Origin of the sequence: Mycobacterium hubeiense, from assembly GCF_002838065.1 — a bacterium.
Lineage (GTDB): Bacteria > Actinomycetota > Actinomycetes > Mycobacteriales > Mycobacteriaceae > Mycobacterium > Mycobacterium hubeiense.
Genome location: NZ_PIZU01000067.1, coordinates 1 through 16,227, shown reverse-complemented (window position 1 = coordinate 16,227; position 16,227 = coordinate 1). Strand labels below are relative to the sequence as shown.

Here is a 16,227-nt window from a genome sequence, read left to right as displayed (position 1 = left end):
GCCTGAAAACCCCGATCCACAGGTCTTGACAATATCTCGGCTCTGGGTGCCATCGGTATCGTTGCCGCATTGATCAGCGTCGCCTCGATACCAGCCAGGAACGCGAAGGGGTCCAGCTTCGAATAGCGTCAGGGTTCTGGATGACTTGGCGGATTTGCTTCTGCCCCGGGCTGATTGGTCCATTGAGGACTATCAACGGACAGTAGCCGGTGCGTGGTGCCTCTTCGGGATAGCCGGCACGGATCCAGTCAATCAACGACGCCAGCCCAGTAGGCTACGAATGAGCAGGCAAGCCAAGGTCAGCGAGCAATTGCCGCACCCGGCGTTCGATCTCGTCGCGGATGGGGCGCACATCGTCGACGCCTTTTCCGGCAGGATCGTCAAGAACCCACTCCTCGTAGCGTCGGCCGGGGAAGATCGGGCATGCGTCGCCGCAACCCATGGTGACCACGACATCGGCCGCCCGCACGATCTCGTCGGTCCAGGGCTTCGGATACTCCCGTGAAATGTCGATGCCACGTTCAGCCATGGCGTCGACCGCCGCGGGATTCACTTCCTCGCCAGGTTCCGAGCCGCCGGACCACGCCAGAGCGGCATCGCCTGCCAGGTGAGAGAAGAAGCCCATGGCCATCTGCGAGCGTCCGGCGTTGTGCGTGCAGAGGAAGAGCACGATCGGCTTGCCGTCGTTCCTGCCGCTCTCGACCCTGCCCAGCGCGTGTAAGCGTTGCCGCGCAAAGCGTTCCGCTAACAATGGCAGATACTTGTCGACGGACGCACGCTCGGCGAACTGGTCGTACGACGACTGCAGGAAGCGCTCGATAGTCTCGACGCTGAATGTGTCTGCGAATTCGGTCTGTAGACGGGTGGCCGCGGTTTTGAGCGCCACACGCTGGTCGATCGTCAACTCGTCCGTCATCCTTGATCCTTTCGCTAGGCGCTTCGCACCGTTGGCGCGAACCTCTCTACCCGGTCGGTAAGGTCGTCAAGGGCCTGGTCGAATGCGCCTGGCAGTGCTGTTCGCACAGGATCGGCAATTGACCAATGCAGCCGGCGGACGTCTGCGGGCAGCTCTTCGTGTGCGTTATCGCAGACCGCGATAACCAGATCGGTGGGCATCAGAACGTCGCTGAGGTGTTGCGGCCGACGCGGACGCATCGGAATGCCCCGTCTCCGGGCCGCCGCGACCGCTTCCGGATGGACCCTGGACGCGGGATGGGTGCCGGCCGAGGTTGCCGGCACTCGGCATCGGCGATGCCAGACGGCGGTAGCGAGCTGGCTGCGAGCTGAATTCTGCGTGCATACGAAGACCACACGTTCGACGGTCTCCACACGACGCGGCACCAGCGCCTCCAACGGCCCGTGGACGAGCTTGAGATACGTCCGACGGCGATCTCCTTCGGACCGAACGCGTTGCACGAGGCCGACGTCCTCAAGAACTTTGACATGGTGCGCAAGGAGATTCGAGGGCATCGACAGGGATGCTTGGAGTTCAGACGGCGAGGCGTCGGCGGACATCAAGAGGTCAACCAACGCCAACCGGCCGGGGTCCGCGAGTGCCGCATGAACCGATGCGCGCCGAAGCGTATCCGGCGAATTCTCAATATCCATTGAGTCAATCATGACTGAGTATTCATCCGCAGCGCAAGTCTGCCGTTGAAGACCCGCTCTCAGTCGCAGATCGAGGGGGCCAGCCGATAGCCGGCACCGCGGATAGTACGAATCAGCTTCCCATGCTCGACATCCGAGCCAAGCTTGGCCCGCAACCGCTTGACGTGGACCGCCACGGTATTGGTGTTTGTTCGATGGCCCCAAACCGCTGCGCTGATCTGTTCGCTGCTGGCGACTCTGCCGCGTTGCCTGATCAGGTAGACGAGAACATCGAGCTCGCGGCGTGTGAGCACGACATCGTTACCACGCAGGCGCACTTCGTAGTTGAGCGTATTGACGATTAGCGGACCTGCCGTCAGCTCGTATGGTTCACTTTGCGCCTCACCGGCACCTGCAAAGGCGATGACGGCGGACGGGTCGTACGGACGGGCAATCACCGCCGACCCGCCCAAACTGAGCGCCCTTCGGGCGGTCGTGTGATCCTCGGGGTCGGCACCGACCAACACTGGCACATCGGTGTGATCACGCACTGCCGCAACGACTTCCGCCGTGTTGAGGGCGCCATCGATCTGGTCGGCGATGACGAGAACAGTCGGAGCTGTTGCGCCCACTTCAAGTAACGCGGTAGCTCCGTCACGGCACCATGTCGTATGTAGTCCATGGTTCTCGACTGCCGCCAAGAGCGGTTGGGCCACCTCGGCATTCGAGTCGCACAGCACCACTGATGTGGTGCCGACGTCACGGCGCCACGCGGCCGCGAAGCCCGATCCGGATTGCGATGCGATCGTCACAGACGCGGTCACCCTTCGAGGGCGGGCGTTAGCCGAACCGGCCGCTGATGTATGCCTCCGTGCGCGGATCCGACGGGTTCGAGAACATCCGCTCGGTGGTGTCGAACTCGACCAGCTTGCCGATGCGCTTGCCGTGTTCATCGGCCTCAGCGGTGAAGAACGCCGTTCGATGCGAAACGCGGGCGGCCTGCTGCATGTTGTGGGTGACGATGATGATGGTGTACGAGCGGGCGAGTTCCTCCATCAGATCCTCGATCTTCGCTGTCGCGATGGGATCGAGGGCGGAGCACGGCTCGTCCATGAGGATCACCTCGGGACTGGTCGCAATGGTCCGGGCAATGCACAACCGCTGCTGCTGACCGCCGGATAGACCGGTGGCGTCTTGCTTGAGTTTGTCCTTGACCTCGTCCCACAGCGCCGCGCCCTTGAGTGCGCGCTCCACCACCTCGTCCATGCTGTCCGGCTTCATGCCGGTGACCCGGGGCCCGTAGGCGATGTTGTCGTAGATCGACTTCGGGAACGGGTTGGGCTTCTGGAACACCATCCCGACGTGCCGGCGTAGTCGGATCACGTCGACGCTGGGATCGTAGATGTCGGTGCCGTGATAACGCACGCTGCCGTGCACCTTGGCGCCGGGCACGAGATCGTTCATGCGGTTCAGGCAACGGATCACCGTCGACTTTCCGCATCCGGACGGACCGATCAACGCGGTGATTTCGTGCTTTACGAACCCGAGGTTGACGTTGCTGACCGCCAGAAAGTCCCCGTAGCTGACGCCGAGATTCTCGGTCGTCATGATGCCTGTGAACGCCGATTGCGCAGTCGCCCTGGGCATCTTATGTTTTTCGATTTCGGCGAGCAGCTGCTTTTCCTGCTCGTCGAGCTCGGGTGTCGGCGGCTGTGCGGGAGAAGTCATCTTTGCCTTAATGTCGGTCATTGTCCGTCTCTTTCGAGTATTACCAACGTCGCCGGAATTTGTTGCGTAGCCAGATGGCAATACCGTTCATTGCGAGCAAGATCAAGATCAAGAGAAGGATCGTTGCCCACGCCAGCTGGAGATTTGCTTCTTCGGGAAGTTTGACGAGGTTGAAGATTTGCACGGGTAGAACGGTGTACCTATCCAAGAAACCGTCGGGATTGACCGTGACGAACACGGTGGCGCCGACGAGGATCAGCGGTGCCGCCTCACCGATGGCTCGGGACAGGGCCAGGATGGTTCCTGTCGCGATGCCCGACACCGAGGACGGCAGCACCTGCCGCCACGTTGTCTGCCACTGGGTTGCGCCCAGGGCCAGCGACGCGTGACGGATGTCCTGGGGAACCGCCCGCAGCGCCTCGCGCGTGGTGATGATGATGACCGGCAGGATCAGCAGGGCCAGCGCCACCGAACCCGCAAGCGCCACGGGTCCGATGCCGAGCGGCCCTCGAACTACAAACGCCAGGGTCAAGATGCCGTAGATGATCGAGGGCACTGCCACCAGGTTCTGGATGTTCAGCTCGATGAGCCGGTTCCACCATTTGTTGTTGTCGGCGTACTCCTCCAGGTAGATCGCGCCGGCGATGCCGATCGGTATTGCCAGCAGGATCGTGCCGAGCATCACCCACAGGGTGCCGAAGATGGCGGATTGCACGCCCGACGTCCCCGGCCGAAGGCGTGACGGCTGCTCGGATATCAGTGCCCAGTCGAAGCGCGCCAGACCCTCCTGCACGATCACCAGCAAGACGGCCAGCAAGAAGAGGCCGGCGAGCAACAGGCACGCCCACAGCGCAGCCGCGAATGCTGCCGATCGAATGTCAATTCGCTTGGTGCTCTTGAGGTTCGGGGCCTTGCTGATTGGTTGTTCGAGCGCGGCTATAGACATCAGTAGGCCTGCCTGTATTTACGGACCAAGGAGATACTGAACATGTTCATCACCAAGGTGATGATGAACAACAATGCACCCACCGCGAACAGCGAGTAGTAGACCGGGCTGCCCTGTGGGGCATCGCCACTGGAGACCTGGGCGATGAAGCCGGTCATTGTCTGCGCGCCGACCAACGGGTTGAAGGTGAACACCGGCTGGCTACCCGCCGCGATCGCCACGATCATGGTTTCGCCGACGGCGCGTGAGATGCCCAGCACGATCGCGGCGACGATGCCCGACAACGCGGCCGGAAAGACCACCCGGACAGTGGTCTGCATGCGATTTGCCCCGAGTGCATAGGAACCCTCCCGCATCGCACGCGGAACGGCGGACATGGCGTCTTCAGATAGGGAGGCAACCGTGGGGATGATCATGAATCCCATCACGATGCCCGGCGACAGGTTGTTGAAGACCTGTGCGCCCACGACATTCTGGAGGATCGGGGTGAGAATCGTGAGCGCGAGGACGCCGTATACCACGGTGGGCACCCCCGCCAGAATCTCCAGCATCGGCTTCACGATGCCTCGGACCCGGCTGTTTGCGTACTCCGACAAGTACATTGCCGCGCCAAGCCCCAACGGCACCGCTACCAACAGGGCGATCACCGTCGTCGACAGGGTGCCCATCACCAGTGGTAGCACGCCCCACTCTTTGTCCGTCCACGACGATTTCGAGCCGAAGCCGGCCGTCCAGTTCGTCCCGGTCAAGAACTCGATGATGCTGACGTGGCTGAAGAAGGTGAACAATGGCGTCAGCAGCGACACCACGATCCCGGCGGTGATCGCAATCGAGAGGAGCGCCGAACCGGCGAGCAGGACCTTGATCACCTGCTCGCCGGGCCGACGGCTCCGCGCCGTGAGGTCGATCTTTTCGCTGACCTCACGATCGTTGGCGACCGCGCCGGTCGATCCCGGCGTAACGGGGCCAATGGTCATCTAGCTGACCTTCGAGTGCAGCGCGGCGAGCTCATCCTTCGCCGTCTGCAGCTGCTCGTCGGTCAGGGGGATGAACTTCGCCGCCTCGACGATCTCCTTGTTGTTTTCCAGGTAGAAGTCGGCGAACTTCACCACCTGCGGCTTCTTCAGCGCCGCGTCCGAGATGTAGATGAACAGCGGCCGGGACAGCGGCTTGTAGGTGCCGTCTTGTGCGGTCTCGACCGAAGGCGCCACGCAGCCGTCACCACCATCGATCTGCACGCCCTTCACCTTGTCGGCGTTCTCCTCCAGGTAGGAGTAGCCGAAGTAGCCCAGCGCGCCCTTGGTCGCGGACACACCCTGGATGGTGACGTTGTCATCCTCGGTGGGGTTGTAGTCGGTGCGGCTGGCGCCCTCCTCACCGTTGATCGCCTCGGTGAAGTAATCGAACGTCCCCGAGTCCGAACCGGCTCCGAACAACTTCAACGGCTCGTTCGGGAAGGCGGGGTCGACCTGGTTCCAATTGTTGACCGTCGAGTTGGGTTCCCACATCTTCTTGAGCTGCTCGACGGTCAGGCAGGTCGCCCAGTCATTCTGCGGGTTCACCACGACGCTCAAGGCGTCGTTAGCGACGGTCAGCTGGCTGAACTGGATGTTGTTCTGCTTGCACTTCTCGATCTCGCTCTCCTTGATGGGGCGCGAGGCGTCGGAGATGTCGGTCTCGCCGGCGCAGAACTTCTCGAAGCCGCCGCCGGTACCGGAAGTTCCGACCGTCACGTTGACGTCGGGGTTCTCTTCCATAAACAGTTCGGCGGCGGCCGATGACAGCGGTTCGACGGTGCTCGAACCATCGACGATGACGGCGCCCGACACCGCATCGCCCTCACCGGCGCCGGCGCTTTCGTTGTCGCCGCCGCCACCGCATGCGGCCAGCGTCAGCCCGGCTACCAGCAATGCGGCCGCAATGCCTGTCCGCTCTTGAAGGCGGTTGGTCACGTAGGTCCTCCTTTGTCTCCGACATCGGTCGGCCAAACTGAATGTCTCGCCTGGATTTTGCGGACGAATGCAGCCAACACGGTCATCCTGAACAGAGGATGAACGCAGAGTGAATCCAGAACCGAGGAAATGCGGCGTTGGCCGTGCCTTAGCCGACGCCGGACGCGTGCCCCGGCAACTCGCCGGTTGCTTGGAAGATCACCCGCCTGGCCACTTCAACGGCGTGATCGGCGAAGCGCTCGTAGTAACGGCTCAGCAGTGTCACGTCGACGGCGGCGGTCACCCCATGCTTCCAGTCGTGATCCATCAGCACTGTGAAAAGATGGCGGTGTAGATCGTCAATCTTGTCGTCTTGCTGCTGCAGGCTTGCGGCCTGGTCGGGATCGTGGGACAGCAGCGCTTCCTGCGCAGCATTGCCCAATTCGACTGCGACCCTTCCCATTTCGGCGAAATAACCGCGAACTTCGTCAGGCACAGCGGGCGCCGGGTGCCGACGGCGGGCGATCTTGGCGACGTGCAGCGCCAGCGCGCCCATCCGATCCACATCTGCGGTGTTCTGCATCGACGTGACAACCGCCCGGAGTTCACCAGCGACCGGTGCCTGCAGCGCCAGCAGTAAAAACGCCGACTCCTCGGCGCGTGCGGTGCGGAACACGATCTGGTCATGATCGGTGATCACCTGCTCAGCCAGCGTCAGGTCGGCCCGCAGCAGAGCTTGTGTGGCATGCTCCATTGCCACGCTGGCCAGCCCGCACGTCTCTGCAATATCGCTGATGAGCGCGGATAGCCGCTCGTGGTAGACGATCCGCATGCACTCCAGAGTAGTGCGGTAGCGAGGCGACCCCAGTCAGCCGACGGTGGGGATCTGTTCCTCGTCTGGGAGCTTGCCCGTGGCCTGGAAGATGACTCGGCGCGCGATCTCCACGGCATGGTCGGCGAACCGCTCGTAGAACCGGCTCAGCAGCGTCACATCGACGGCGGCGGTTACCCCGTGCTTCCACTCCTTGTCCATCAAAACCGTGAACAGGTGCCGGTGTAGGTCGTCCATAGCGTCGTCTTCTTCACTGATCCGCGCTGCCTTCTCGGGATCGCGTGTCAGCAACGCCTCCTGAGCAGCGTTGCCCAATTCGACTGCAACGCGGCCCATTTCGGCGAAATAGCCGTTCACCTCTTCGGGCAGAGCATGCTGTGGGTGCCGCCGACGGGCGATCTTGGCGACGTGCAGCGCCAGGGCGCCCATCCGGTCAACGTCGGCAACGATCTGGATTGCCGTGACGACCGCGCGAAGATCCCCGGCCACCGGCGCCTGCAGGGCCAGCAGGACGAACGCGGCCTCCTCAGCGCGCGTGCTGCGCGTACTGATCTGCTCGTGGTCGGTGATGACCTGCTCCGCCAACACCAGATCGGCCTGGAGTAGGGCCTGTGTCGCGCGTTCCATTGCGACGCCTGCCAGCCCGCACATCTCGGCGAGTTGTTCCTGCAGGGCATCGAGTTGTTCGTGGTACGCGGTTCGCATGCGTCAAGACTACGGGCTGACCACAACAGCGTCACGATGTGACCGGTGAACGACAGGTGAATGCCACCTGCCCAAACGCTGTTATTCGCAGGTGTTGTCGGCGGCGTTGGTGACGGTGAGGTCCTCGGGCAGCTTCGTCGGAGTGCTGCCGGATCCGTCCACCACGTTCACCTGCAGTTCGGAGCCGCTCGGCGACGGCGTACCCACCGAATAGAAGTCACTGCCCAACACCACCTGTACCACGTCCCCCATACCGGAGACCCGCTCGATGGTGGGGGCCGAACTGGGATCGGCGAATGCGGATGCCACCGTCGCCGCGGCCTGCTCATTGCCGGGGCCGAACAGCACCGTCGTCGAGCTCAACTGCGCGGGGTAGTCGTCGGGCGTGGTGACGTTGAACCCGAGCTGCTGCAGCTGATCTGCGGCGGTGGCCCCCAGACCCGTTTGGCCGGTCGAATTCGACACGTGCACCGTGACTTCGGTCGGATCGGTGGTGACCGCGTTCACCACCTCGGTGGTCTCGGTGGGCTCTGGCGCCGGGCTGGTGGTCTCCGTCGTCGATTCCGCTGCCGCACTTGTCGATTCCGGTGTGCCGGGAACGGGGGTGTTGTCGGCGTTCTTCTCGCCGGGCAGCGGTTCGTCGTTGATGATCGCATCGAACATCGCGCGCATATCGCCGACGCGGGGTGGCTCGTTGCCCTCGGCGTCGGTTTCGCCGGTCGGCACCGTGAGGAACGTGATCCGGCCGGCTGCGATGCCCTGAATGGACTGGCCCAGCTGGACGAGCTCTTTGGTCTCGATGTTGTCGACATAGCTGTCGTTGATGAACATGTTGACCACGTTGTTGAGCTTGGGCAGCGAGAAGAAGACTTCCTTGGAGATCAGCGAGCGCATCAGCGAGGACAGGAACAGCTGCTGGCGCTTGATACGGCCGTAGTCGCCGTTGATCTCAGTGGTGACTTGGCGGGCGCGCACGTAGTTCAGCGCGGTGTGCCCGTCGACAATGTGACGCCCAGCGGTGGGCAGCACGGTGCCCAGTTCGTAATCCTCCAGCGGTGTGGTGCTGCACACCTCGACGCCGCCGAGCGCGTCGACCATCTTGGCGAAGCCGGCGAAGTCGATGGCCATGAACCGGTTGATGGACAGGCCTGACAGCTTCTGAATGACCTTCACCAGGCACTTCGGCCCGCCGTACGCGTAGGCCGAGTTCAGCTTGGTCTCGGTGTACACCTCGTCGGGGCCATACGTGCCGGTCTCCTCGTCGTAGATCGGCCCGTATTCACCGGTCTGCGGGTTCCACGGCTCGCACTCCATCGGGTTGATTGCCAGGTCGCGGGGAAACGACACGGCGACCACGCGTTCGCGATTGGCCGGGATGTTGACCAGCATGACGGTGTCGGAGCGCGCGCCCGCGGCGTCGTCGGTGTCGCCGGCACCCATCTCGCTGTTCTCGCCGATGCGGCTGTCCACCCCGACGATCAGGAAGTTCTCGTCACCGAACTGCGCGTTGGGGTCGATGATGTCGCGGGATCCCTGGTCCAGCGCCGAGACCCTGTTGAGCATGTTGTTCTTCACCGATTGCCACTGCCACGCGCCGCCGGTCAGGACCAGCGCCAGCACGGCGCCTAGCGCCGCCACGGCCCGCCCGACCAGCATCGCCTTGCGATGACGGTGGGGCGGTTCGTCATCGGCGACGGGCGGGGCGACCCTGTCGATGTGTGCCGGCGGTACGCGGTTTCGCACCCTGGCCAGGTCTGGCAATTCGGTGCGCCACCGCGGGACGGCCGGTATGACCTCGGTGTCGGGGGCGTCGTAGTCGTAGTCGATGGATTCGGCGGGCGCATATGGCGGTTCGACGGGCTCGTGCGGGACGGCGTCGATGATCTCCGTCGGCGGCGCCGGGGGCTCGGGTTCCGGTTCGGCGTGCCGACGGCGAGGCGGGCCGGGTGTCGGCCCGTCGCCGCTCAGCTTGGCGATGAGGTCGGCGACGGTGACGCCGTCCGTGTGGTTTCCGCTCGGCTTGGCATCCACCGACGGGACGTCAGGCTCATCGGGACGACGCTCCCACGGCGCGGCACCTGGCGATGGCCGCGGGGTTCGGGTAAGCCATGGGTTGTGGTCGCCGCCAGCGTGGGACGGTCCAGAAGGGCTGGGGCGGCCAGGAGTGGCGTTATCGCCGTCACTCATGTCCTTACCGGCCTCCGACTCGATCAAACGTCGCGCGCGTCGGTGCGCATAAATGTCTGTTCTTGCCCCTAGTCTTTAGCAGTCCTCGGGGTGGCTCCGCTACTGGAGCCCGCATTGACGAAACACACATGTTACTGACAGTTCCTGAGAGGCGATATGTCGGAGCTGTCTCGGTATCGAGAAGAATCAGCCTCCGGAGTGCATGACGTCCGCGCCCGCGGGCACGGTGCAGTCGTCGGGATCGCTCAACCAGCCCTCGGGCAGCGCCACCGACGCGGGTGAACCCTGACGTCCGCGCGGCCCGGTGGCCGCGTCCGGGAACGGCACGTCGGGGTCCAGCTGGGCCAGCAGCGCGTCCAACTCTGCCAGCGTCTTGACCAATGCCAGCGCGCGTCGTAGCTCGGCGCCGGCGGGGAAGCCGTGCAGATACCATGCGATGTGCTTGCGGATGTCCCGCATGCCCTTGTCCTCGCCGAAGTGGGCGGCCAGCAGCTCCCCGTGTCGACGGACGATGTCGGCCACCTCGCCAAGCGTCGGCGGGGTCGGTGCCTCCCGCCCGGTGAAGGCCGCCGACAGCTCGGCGAACAACCACGGTCGGCCCAGGCAGCCGCGCCCGATCACGACGCCGTCGCACCCGGTGTGCGCCATCATGGCCAGCGCGTCGTCCGCGTCGAAAATGTCGCCGTTGCCCAGCACCGGAACGCCCGTGACGTGCTGTTTGAGCAGCGCGATCTGGTCCCAGTCCGCCTGGCCGGAATACCGCTGCGCGGCGGTGCGGGCGTGCAGCGCGACGGCCGCGGCCCCCTCTTCGGCGGCGATGCGTCCGGCGTCAAGGTGGGTGTGATGGGCGTCGTCGATGCCGATGCGGAACTTGACCGTGACCGGGATCCCGGTGCCCTCGGTGGCCCGCACCGCCGCCGCCACGATCCGGCCGAACAGCCGGCGCTTGAACGGCAACGCTGCGCCGCCGCCGCGTCGGGTGACCTTGGGCACCGGGCAGCCGAAATTCATGTCAATGTGGTCGGCCAAACCCTCGTCGGCGATCATCTTCGCCGCCGCGTAGGTGGTGTCCGGGTCGACGGTGTAGAGCTGCAGCGAGCGCGGCGACTCGTCGGGCGCGAACGTCGTCATATGCATGGTGACCGGGTGCCGCTCGACGAGCGCGCGGGCCGTCACCATCTCGCAGACATACAGGCCGCTGACCGTGCCGACCTTCGAGCGCTCCAGATGGCGGCACAGGGTGCGGAATGCGACATTTGTCACACCCGCCATCGGGGCGAGCACCACCGGGCTGGCGAGTGTGATCGGCCCGATTCGCAGTGCAGCGTCGGGCCGGGTGTCCGCTAGGACGCTGATGACGCGAGGACCTTCTTTTTGGCTGCGGCCTTTTCGGCCATGCGCGCCTCGCGCTCGAGTCGGCGCTGCTTGGATTCCTCGAATTTGTCGCAGGCGGCCTCGAGCTCCTCGACGAGCAGACCGAGGTCGTCACGCATCCGGGCGGCCTCACCGGTGAAGTCCTCGCGCTCGAAGATGCGCCACTTCTTCAGCACCGGCATCACCACGTCGTCGAGGTGGATGCGCGGGTCGTAGACCCCGCCGACCGCGATGACGACGGCCTTGCGGCGGAAGTCCGGAACCGTGTAGCCGGGCATCTTGAAGTTGCGCAGCACGCGGTGCAGCGACTTCATCGCTTGGTTCGGCGCAATCGACAGACCGGCGTCGCTGACGTCGCGGTAGAAGATCATGTGCAGGTTCTCGTCGGCCGAAACCCGTTGCAGCAGTTGGTCTGCGACCGGCTCGTTACAGGCCTTGCCGGTGTTGCGGTGCGACACCCGGGTGGCCAGCTCCTGGAACGTCACATAGATGACGGAGTCGAACAGGCTCTCGGCGAACATGTCGCCCTGCATGTTCTGGCCGGGGGAGAAGCCGCGGGTGACCTGCTCGACGCGCAGCTCCTCGAGCTCCACCGGATCGATGGCGCGGGTGACGACGAGGTAGTCGCGCAGCGCGATGCCGTGCCGGTTCTCCTCGGCGGTCCAGCGGTTCACCCACTGGCCCCACGCGCCGTCCATGCCGAAGTTCATCGCGATCTCGCGGTGATAGGAGGGCAGGTTGTCCTCGGTCAGCAGGTTCTGCAACATCGCGGTCTGGGCGACCTCGGAGAGCTTCGACTGCTCGGGATCCCAGTCCTGACCGCCGAGGGCGTAGTAGTTCTTGCCGTCCGACCACGGGATGTAGTCGTGCGGGTTCCAGTCCTTGCACATGGAAAGGTGCCGGTTGAGATTCTTCTCAACCACGGGCTCGAGCTCGTGCAATAGATGCAGGTCGGTCAGGTCTTTCGACACGGCGCCTCCCAGTTATCTGTACCTGTTGGTTGCACTCAATATATCTGTGTACTCCGGTGACATCAAGTTGCCTCGGGGTGCGTCACGCGTGCGCTGCGAGGTCCGTCAGGTCTCGGTACGATCCCGGCGGGCGTTGTTTTTGGCCCCAATGACAGCCCCAATGACATTGAATGACTTACCCAGACTCGGAGGTCGGGAATACGTGAAAAAGCTGATCGTTTTTGCCGGCGGTGCGGTCGTCGCCGCGTCAGCTTCGATGGCGCTCTTCGGCGCGGGTGTGGCCGCGGCCGCCCCGGATGTGGTTGGCCAGACGTATGCGGATGCGTCGGCCGCAATCGAGGACGAGGGCGGCTCGCCCAAGGTGGCGGTGAGCGTCGGTGGCACGCTGGAGCAGGACGACTGCATCGTGACCAACGCCTGGGATGCGCCGTTCGTCCGCGACGACGACGGCTCTTTCGCCCACGCCGAAGATGAAGTCATGCTGGCGCTGAACTGCGCAGGTGGTTTTGCGACGGCCACCAAGCCGGGCGCATCGCTGGCCAGCACGGCCGGCCGCGAAGCCAAGGCGGCCGCGGAAGAGGCCGCGGCGGAGGAGGAACAAGAGCTCGCGGAGGCCGCCACACCCGACGAATGAGCCTCCGCCTGCCCGAGCGGTAAAATTGACGCAGCTCCCGGAGCCCGCGCATGAGCGCGGGACGGTGGGGCGCTGAGAGTCGCTGAGAGTCGGGACGCCCTACTTCTCCGGGATCACCAACCGGACGGGGAAGGTGTGGGCCATGAACAAGGTCACTGCTTTCGGCGCCTCGGCCGCGGGGATTGCGTTCGCAATGGTCGGGGCTGCGAGTCCTGCTATGGCGGCGCCCAGCGGCGTCCCAGATGTGGTGGGCGATACCTACGCGGATGCCTCGTCGGCGATCACCGAGGCCGATATGACGCCGGTGGTCGGCGTGGTGATCGGTGACAAGCTGCCCAGGGACGAATGCATCGTCACCAACGCGCAGCCCGTATCGGCGCTTCGGCCGATCGCGCTCGAGGAGGCGTTTCCGCAGTACTTCCCGGTTGAGGACGAAGTGGTGCTGACCCTCAACTGCAACGGCGACTACGCGACTGCCACCAATCCGGGTGCGTCGGTGGCCAGCCCGGCGGGCCGGGAAGCTCGAGAGGCCGCAGAACAAGCGGCGTCTGCGGAAGAACAAGAACTCGCCGAAGCTGCCACGCCCGGCGAATAGCGTCATTCACGCGTCGTTAAGGCGTTTGCCCGCTAACATTCGCCTTGTTCCGGAGTCTGGACGGCACCGGACAGGAGGGCGGGCAGCGTGAAGAAGCTCATCGTTTACAGCGGCGGCGCGTTGGCCGCGGTTTCGTTGGCGCTCTTGGGATCCGGGATTGCCGCTGCCGCGCCGGATGTCGTCGGCATGACGTACTCCGATGCGGTGTCGGCGATCGAAGAAGAAGGCGGCACCGCGAAGATCGTGGTGACCGTTGGCGACCGCCAGGACGCGATGGGCGACTGCCTGGTCACGGGTGCGACCGACGCCCCGTTCGTGCGTGACGACGGGGGGTCATTCGCCCACGCCGACGGCGAGGTGCTGCTGACCCTGAACTGCAACCGCGGGGCGGCGACGCACAAGACACCGGGCCTGTCGATGGGCAGCCAGGCCGGCCGCGAGTTCCAGGCCCGCGCCGAGGAATTGGCCGAGCAGCAGGCGGCCGAGCAGCAGGCAGCGGCCGAAGAGGAAGAAGAGCTCGCCGAGGCCGCGACGCCCGGCGCGTGATCAGTAGCTCGACACCCGGCTGAGCAGCATGTCGACGCAGTAGTCGATGAACTGCTCGCGGGTGGCCGACAGCCGGCCGTTCAAATAGGCGGTGAACAGCGCCGTCAGCGCGCCGATCAACCCGGTGGCCACCATGGCCTGCAGCGCCGGATCGGTGATGCGGGTGAGTTTGTGCTGCAGCAGTTCGATGAAGCTGGGCATCCATTCGGCGCCCGAGCGGGTGAGCACCGGCTCGCGTTCGGGCGCCAGGAGCAGCACGCGGCCGCGGTCCGGATCGTCGACCATCAATGCGACGAACTTCTCCACGGCATCGCGCGGGGTGTCGGCCGTCATGAGCGTCGACATGGCCCGGCCGCAGACGTCGTCGTAGACGGCGCGGACGAACTCGTCGCGGTCGGCGAAGCTCTCGTAGAAGTAGCGTTCGGTCAGCCCGGCTTCGCGGCACACCGCCCGCACGGTCAGTGCCGGGCCGTCGGCTTTGCCCAGCAGTTTCACGCCGGCGCCGACCAGCTCGTCATGGCGTAAGGCCTGGCGGTCCGCTAGCGGAACACCCGACCAGCGGCCCCGTCGTTGACCCGAAGGCACATCTCTCCCTAAGCTCATGGTGACAACGCCCGTAGTCAGAATTTGTGTTCTGACGCGATGGAAAGTTCACCAGTGACTCAAGATACGTCTGAGGCGTGCCCTGTGACCAGCGGATCCGCTTCAGTGGCCGCCGGCGGGCAGGAGCGGAGCGACTCGGGGATAAGCACGGGTTGCCCCGTCGCACCGGGCGGGTATGAGGCGCCGCCGCAGCCTCTTGGCCCTGACTCGTTGACGTGGAAGTACTTCGGCGACTGGCGCGGCCTGCTGCAGGGGCCGTGGGCCGGGTCGATGCAGAACATGCATCCGCAGCTCGGTGCGGCGGTCGAGCAGCATTCGACGTTCTTCCGCGAGCGCTGGCCGCGGCTGCTGCGCTCGCTGTACCCGATCGGCGGGGTGGTGTTCGACGGTTCTCGCGCGCCGACGACGGGTGCCGAGGTGCGCGACTACCACATCGACATCAAAGGTGTTGACGCCCAAGGCCGTCGGTATCACGCGCTGAACCCTGATGTCTTCTACTGGGCGCATTCGACGTTCTTCGTCGGCACGCTGATCGTCGCGGAGCGGTTCTGCGGCGGGATCACCGAGGCCGAGAAGCGCCAGCTCTTCGACGAGCACATCGAGTGGTATCGCATGTACGGGATGAGCATGCGGCCGGTGCCCAAGACGTGGGAAGAGTTTCAGGAGTACTGGGATCACATGTGCCGCAACGTGTTGGAGAACAACTACGCGGCGCGGGCGGTGCTGGATTTGTCCGAGCTGCCGAAGCCTCCGTTCGCGGAGAAGATGCCGGACTGGATGTGGCGGCTGCAGCGAAAGCTGGTGGCGCCCTTCTTTGTCTGGGTCACCGTCGGCCTGTACGACCCGCCGGTGCGCGAGCTGATGGGCTACAGCTGGTCGGCGCGTGACGAGGGGCTGCATCGCCGGTTCGGTTCGCTGGTGCACATGGTGTTCTCGGTGCTGCCCAAGCGGCGACGGATGCACCCGCGGGCCCGCGCGGGGTGGGATCGCGCGACGGGCCGGATTCCGGCAGATGCACCGTTGGTGCACACGCCGGCGCGCAATCTGCCGCCGCTGGACAGGCGCGGTCTGCCCATGCACTACTGCCCGGAGGTCTGACTCAGCGCGGCACCGCGTACGGCGTCCAGGTTGCGCCGTCGAAATACCTTATGCGGCAGTGATTTTGGGGATCGGCGAACCAGCCGGGCTGCACGGGCGGATAGCGTCCGAAGATGCCGCGCGGATCGCCGGCGAGGCTGAGGCGGTGCTCGTAGTCGGCGCGGGCGCGCAGGCCGGCGTCACGCAGTTCTTTGGCGCGCCGGTGGCGCCGGATAGCGATCAGCAGCACGACGGCCATTGCCAGGGTGGCCGTGGTGTACCACCCGTTGAGCAGCAGCCAGCACAGGGCAAGCACCCCGGCGCCGGCGGCCCAGGGGTGCCGGCGCCAGAATGGCCGTCGAACGCGCTGGTAGAGCATCAGTTCTGATCTTACGGTCGGCGGTTTGTGACTGTGCAAGCATGCGTTTCATTTCTCCGGCTATTGGGAACACGAGCAGATCGACCGCGGTAATTCGGCGTAGCTTCCCTTGTCTTTCGGGGACGCCTCGTA

General features: G+C 64.7%; 18 protein-coding genes. 4 read left to right on the top strand and 14 right to left on the bottom strand.

The features are described 5' to 3' along the window. Positions 1–274: 274 nt before the first annotated feature. The 12 genes from CWS39_RS26995 to CWS39_RS26940 form a co-directional block, all read right to left on the bottom strand. Entirely contained in the window at positions 275–916 is a 642-nt protein-coding gene (locus tag CWS39_RS26995; protein ID WP_102145927.1) for an arsenate reductase ArsC, read from the bottom strand. A gap of 14 nt (positions 917–930) precedes the next feature. Continuing rightward, a complete protein-coding gene (locus CWS39_RS26990; protein WP_102145926.1) occupies positions 931–1,608 on the bottom strand; it encodes an arsenate reductase/protein-tyrosine-phosphatase family protein in 678 nt (225 codons plus the stop codon). 59 nt (positions 1,609–1,667) lie between these two features. Beyond that, positions 1,668–2,399 carry a response regulator transcription factor gene (locus CWS39_RS26985; RefSeq protein WP_158240421.1) on the bottom strand — a complete coding sequence of 244 codons (732 nt, stop codon included), beginning with the start codon at positions 2,397–2,399 and terminating at the stop codon, positions 1,668–1,670. A gap of 28 nt (positions 2,400–2,427) precedes the next feature. Then, on the bottom strand, positions 2,428–3,195 hold the full coding sequence (gene pstB, locus CWS39_RS26980) for a phosphate ABC transporter ATP-binding protein PstB (protein ID WP_233213720.1): 768 nt from the start codon (positions 3,193–3,195) through the stop codon (positions 2,428–2,430). 160 nt (positions 3,196–3,355) lie between these two features. Continuing rightward, positions 3,356–4,261: a phosphate ABC transporter permease PstA gene (pstA, locus tag CWS39_RS26975; RefSeq protein ID WP_102145924.1), complete on the bottom strand. Its 906-nt coding sequence runs from the start codon at positions 4,259–4,261 to the stop codon at positions 3,356–3,358. Further along, the gene (pstC, locus tag CWS39_RS26970; RefSeq protein ID WP_102145923.1) at positions 4,261–5,238 is read right to left on the bottom strand and encodes a phosphate ABC transporter permease subunit PstC; all 978 of its coding nucleotides are present in this window, start codon (positions 5,236–5,238) and stop codon (positions 4,261–4,263) included. Before pstC ends, pstA begins: the two co-directional genes overlap by 1 nt. Then, the gene (locus CWS39_RS26965) at positions 5,239–6,213 is read right to left on the bottom strand and encodes a PstS family phosphate ABC transporter substrate-binding protein (RefSeq protein WP_199178321.1); all 975 of its coding nucleotides are present in this window, start codon (positions 6,211–6,213) and stop codon (positions 5,239–5,241) included. It lies immediately after the preceding gene. A gap of 148 nt (positions 6,214–6,361) precedes the next feature. Continuing rightward, positions 6,362–7,024, bottom strand: a complete 663-nt coding sequence (gene phoU, locus CWS39_RS26960) for a phosphate signaling complex protein PhoU (protein ID WP_102145922.1) — start codon at positions 7,022–7,024, stop codon at positions 6,362–6,364. 36 nt (positions 7,025–7,060) lie between these two features. Then, positions 7,061–7,729 (bottom strand): phosphate signaling complex protein PhoU, encoded by a 669-nt coding sequence (phoU, locus tag CWS39_RS26955; RefSeq protein ID WP_102145921.1) that lies wholly within the window; start codon positions 7,727–7,729, stop codon positions 7,061–7,063. A gap of 81 nt (positions 7,730–7,810) precedes the next feature. Beyond that, positions 7,811–9,916 carry an LCP family protein gene (locus CWS39_RS26950; protein WP_102145929.1) on the bottom strand — a complete coding sequence of 702 codons (2,106 nt, stop codon included), beginning with the start codon at positions 9,914–9,916 and terminating at the stop codon, positions 7,811–7,813. A 186-nt stretch (positions 9,917–10,102) separates the two neighbouring features. Further along, positions 10,103–11,272 (bottom strand): tRNA dihydrouridine synthase DusB, encoded by a 1,170-nt coding sequence (gene dusB, locus CWS39_RS26945; RefSeq protein ID WP_255413061.1) that lies wholly within the window; start codon positions 11,270–11,272, stop codon positions 10,103–10,105. After that, positions 11,260–12,261, bottom strand: coding sequence for an acyl-ACP desaturase (locus CWS39_RS26940; RefSeq protein ID WP_102145919.1), 1,002 nt, complete (start codon positions 12,259–12,261; stop codon positions 11,260–11,262). Before CWS39_RS26940 ends, dusB begins: the two co-directional genes overlap by 13 nt. A gap of 202 nt (positions 12,262–12,463) precedes the next feature. On the opposite strand from CWS39_RS26940, the gene CWS39_RS26935 reads away from it, so the two are divergent. The 3 genes from CWS39_RS26935 (at position 12,464) to CWS39_RS26925 (ending at position 14,036) form a co-directional block, all read left to right on the top strand. Then, positions 12,464–12,895 carry a hypothetical protein gene (locus CWS39_RS26935; RefSeq protein ID WP_233213718.1) on the top strand — a complete coding sequence of 144 codons (432 nt, stop codon included), beginning with the start codon at positions 12,464–12,466 and terminating at the stop codon, positions 12,893–12,895. Positions 12,896–13,037: 142 nt separating this feature from the next. Next, a complete protein-coding gene (locus CWS39_RS26930) occupies positions 13,038–13,490 on the top strand; it encodes a hypothetical protein (protein ID WP_102145917.1) in 453 nt (150 codons plus the stop codon). 87 nt (positions 13,491–13,577) lie between these two features. Beyond that, positions 13,578–14,036 (top strand): PASTA domain-containing protein, encoded by a 459-nt coding sequence (locus CWS39_RS26925; RefSeq protein ID WP_102145916.1) that lies wholly within the window; start codon positions 13,578–13,580, stop codon positions 14,034–14,036. Here CWS39_RS26925 and CWS39_RS26920 read toward each other — a convergent pair whose 3' ends face one another. Next, a complete protein-coding gene (locus CWS39_RS26920; protein WP_102145915.1) occupies positions 14,037–14,621 on the bottom strand; it encodes a TetR/AcrR family transcriptional regulator in 585 nt (194 codons plus the stop codon). 72 nt (positions 14,622–14,693) lie between these two features. On the opposite strand from CWS39_RS26920, the gene CWS39_RS26915 reads away from it, so the two are divergent. Next, positions 14,694–15,737, top strand: a complete 1,044-nt coding sequence (locus tag CWS39_RS26915) for an oxygenase MpaB family protein (RefSeq protein WP_102145914.1) — start codon at positions 14,694–14,696, stop codon at positions 15,735–15,737. A 1-nt stretch (position 15,738) separates the two neighbouring features. Here CWS39_RS26915 and CWS39_RS26910 read toward each other — a convergent pair whose 3' ends face one another. After that, entirely contained in the window at positions 15,739–16,095 is a 357-nt protein-coding gene (locus CWS39_RS26910; RefSeq protein WP_102145913.1) for a DUF2510 domain-containing protein, read from the bottom strand. Positions 16,096–16,227: the final 132 nt, after the last annotated feature.

Coding starts and splice junctions, on each gene's coding strand:
- pstC (WP_102145923.1), bottom strand. CDS start 5,238: ATGACCATTGGCCCCGTTACGCCGGGATCGACCGGCGCGGTCGCCAAC.
- CWS39_RS26995 (WP_102145927.1), bottom strand. CDS start 916: ATGACGGACGAGTTGACGATCGACCAGCGTGTGGCGCTCAAAACCGCG.
- phoU (WP_102145921.1), bottom strand. CDS start 7,729: ATGCGAACCGCGTACCACGAACAACTCGATGCCCTGCAGGAACAACTC.
- CWS39_RS26950 (WP_102145929.1), bottom strand. CDS start 9,916: ATGAGTGACGGCGATAACGCCACTCCTGGCCGCCCCAGCCCTTCTGGA.
- CWS39_RS26990 (WP_102145926.1), bottom strand. CDS start 1,608: ATGGATATTGAGAATTCGCCGGATACGCTTCGGCGCGCATCGGTTCAT.
- pstB (WP_233213720.1), bottom strand. CDS start 3,195: ATGACGACCGAGAATCTCGGCGTCAGCTACGGGGACTTTCTGGCGGTC.
- CWS39_RS26930 (WP_102145917.1), top strand. CDS start 13,038: ATGAACAAGGTCACTGCTTTCGGCGCCTCGGCCGCGGGGATTGCGTTC.
- CWS39_RS26910 (WP_102145913.1), bottom strand. CDS start 16,095: ATGCTCTACCAGCGCGTTCGACGGCCATTCTGGCGCCGGCACCCCTGG.
- pstA (WP_102145924.1), bottom strand. CDS start 4,261: ATGTCTATAGCCGCGCTCGAACAACCAATCAGCAAGGCCCCGAACCTC.
- phoU (WP_102145922.1), bottom strand. CDS start 7,024: ATGCGGATCGTCTACCACGAGCGGCTATCCGCGCTCATCAGCGATATT.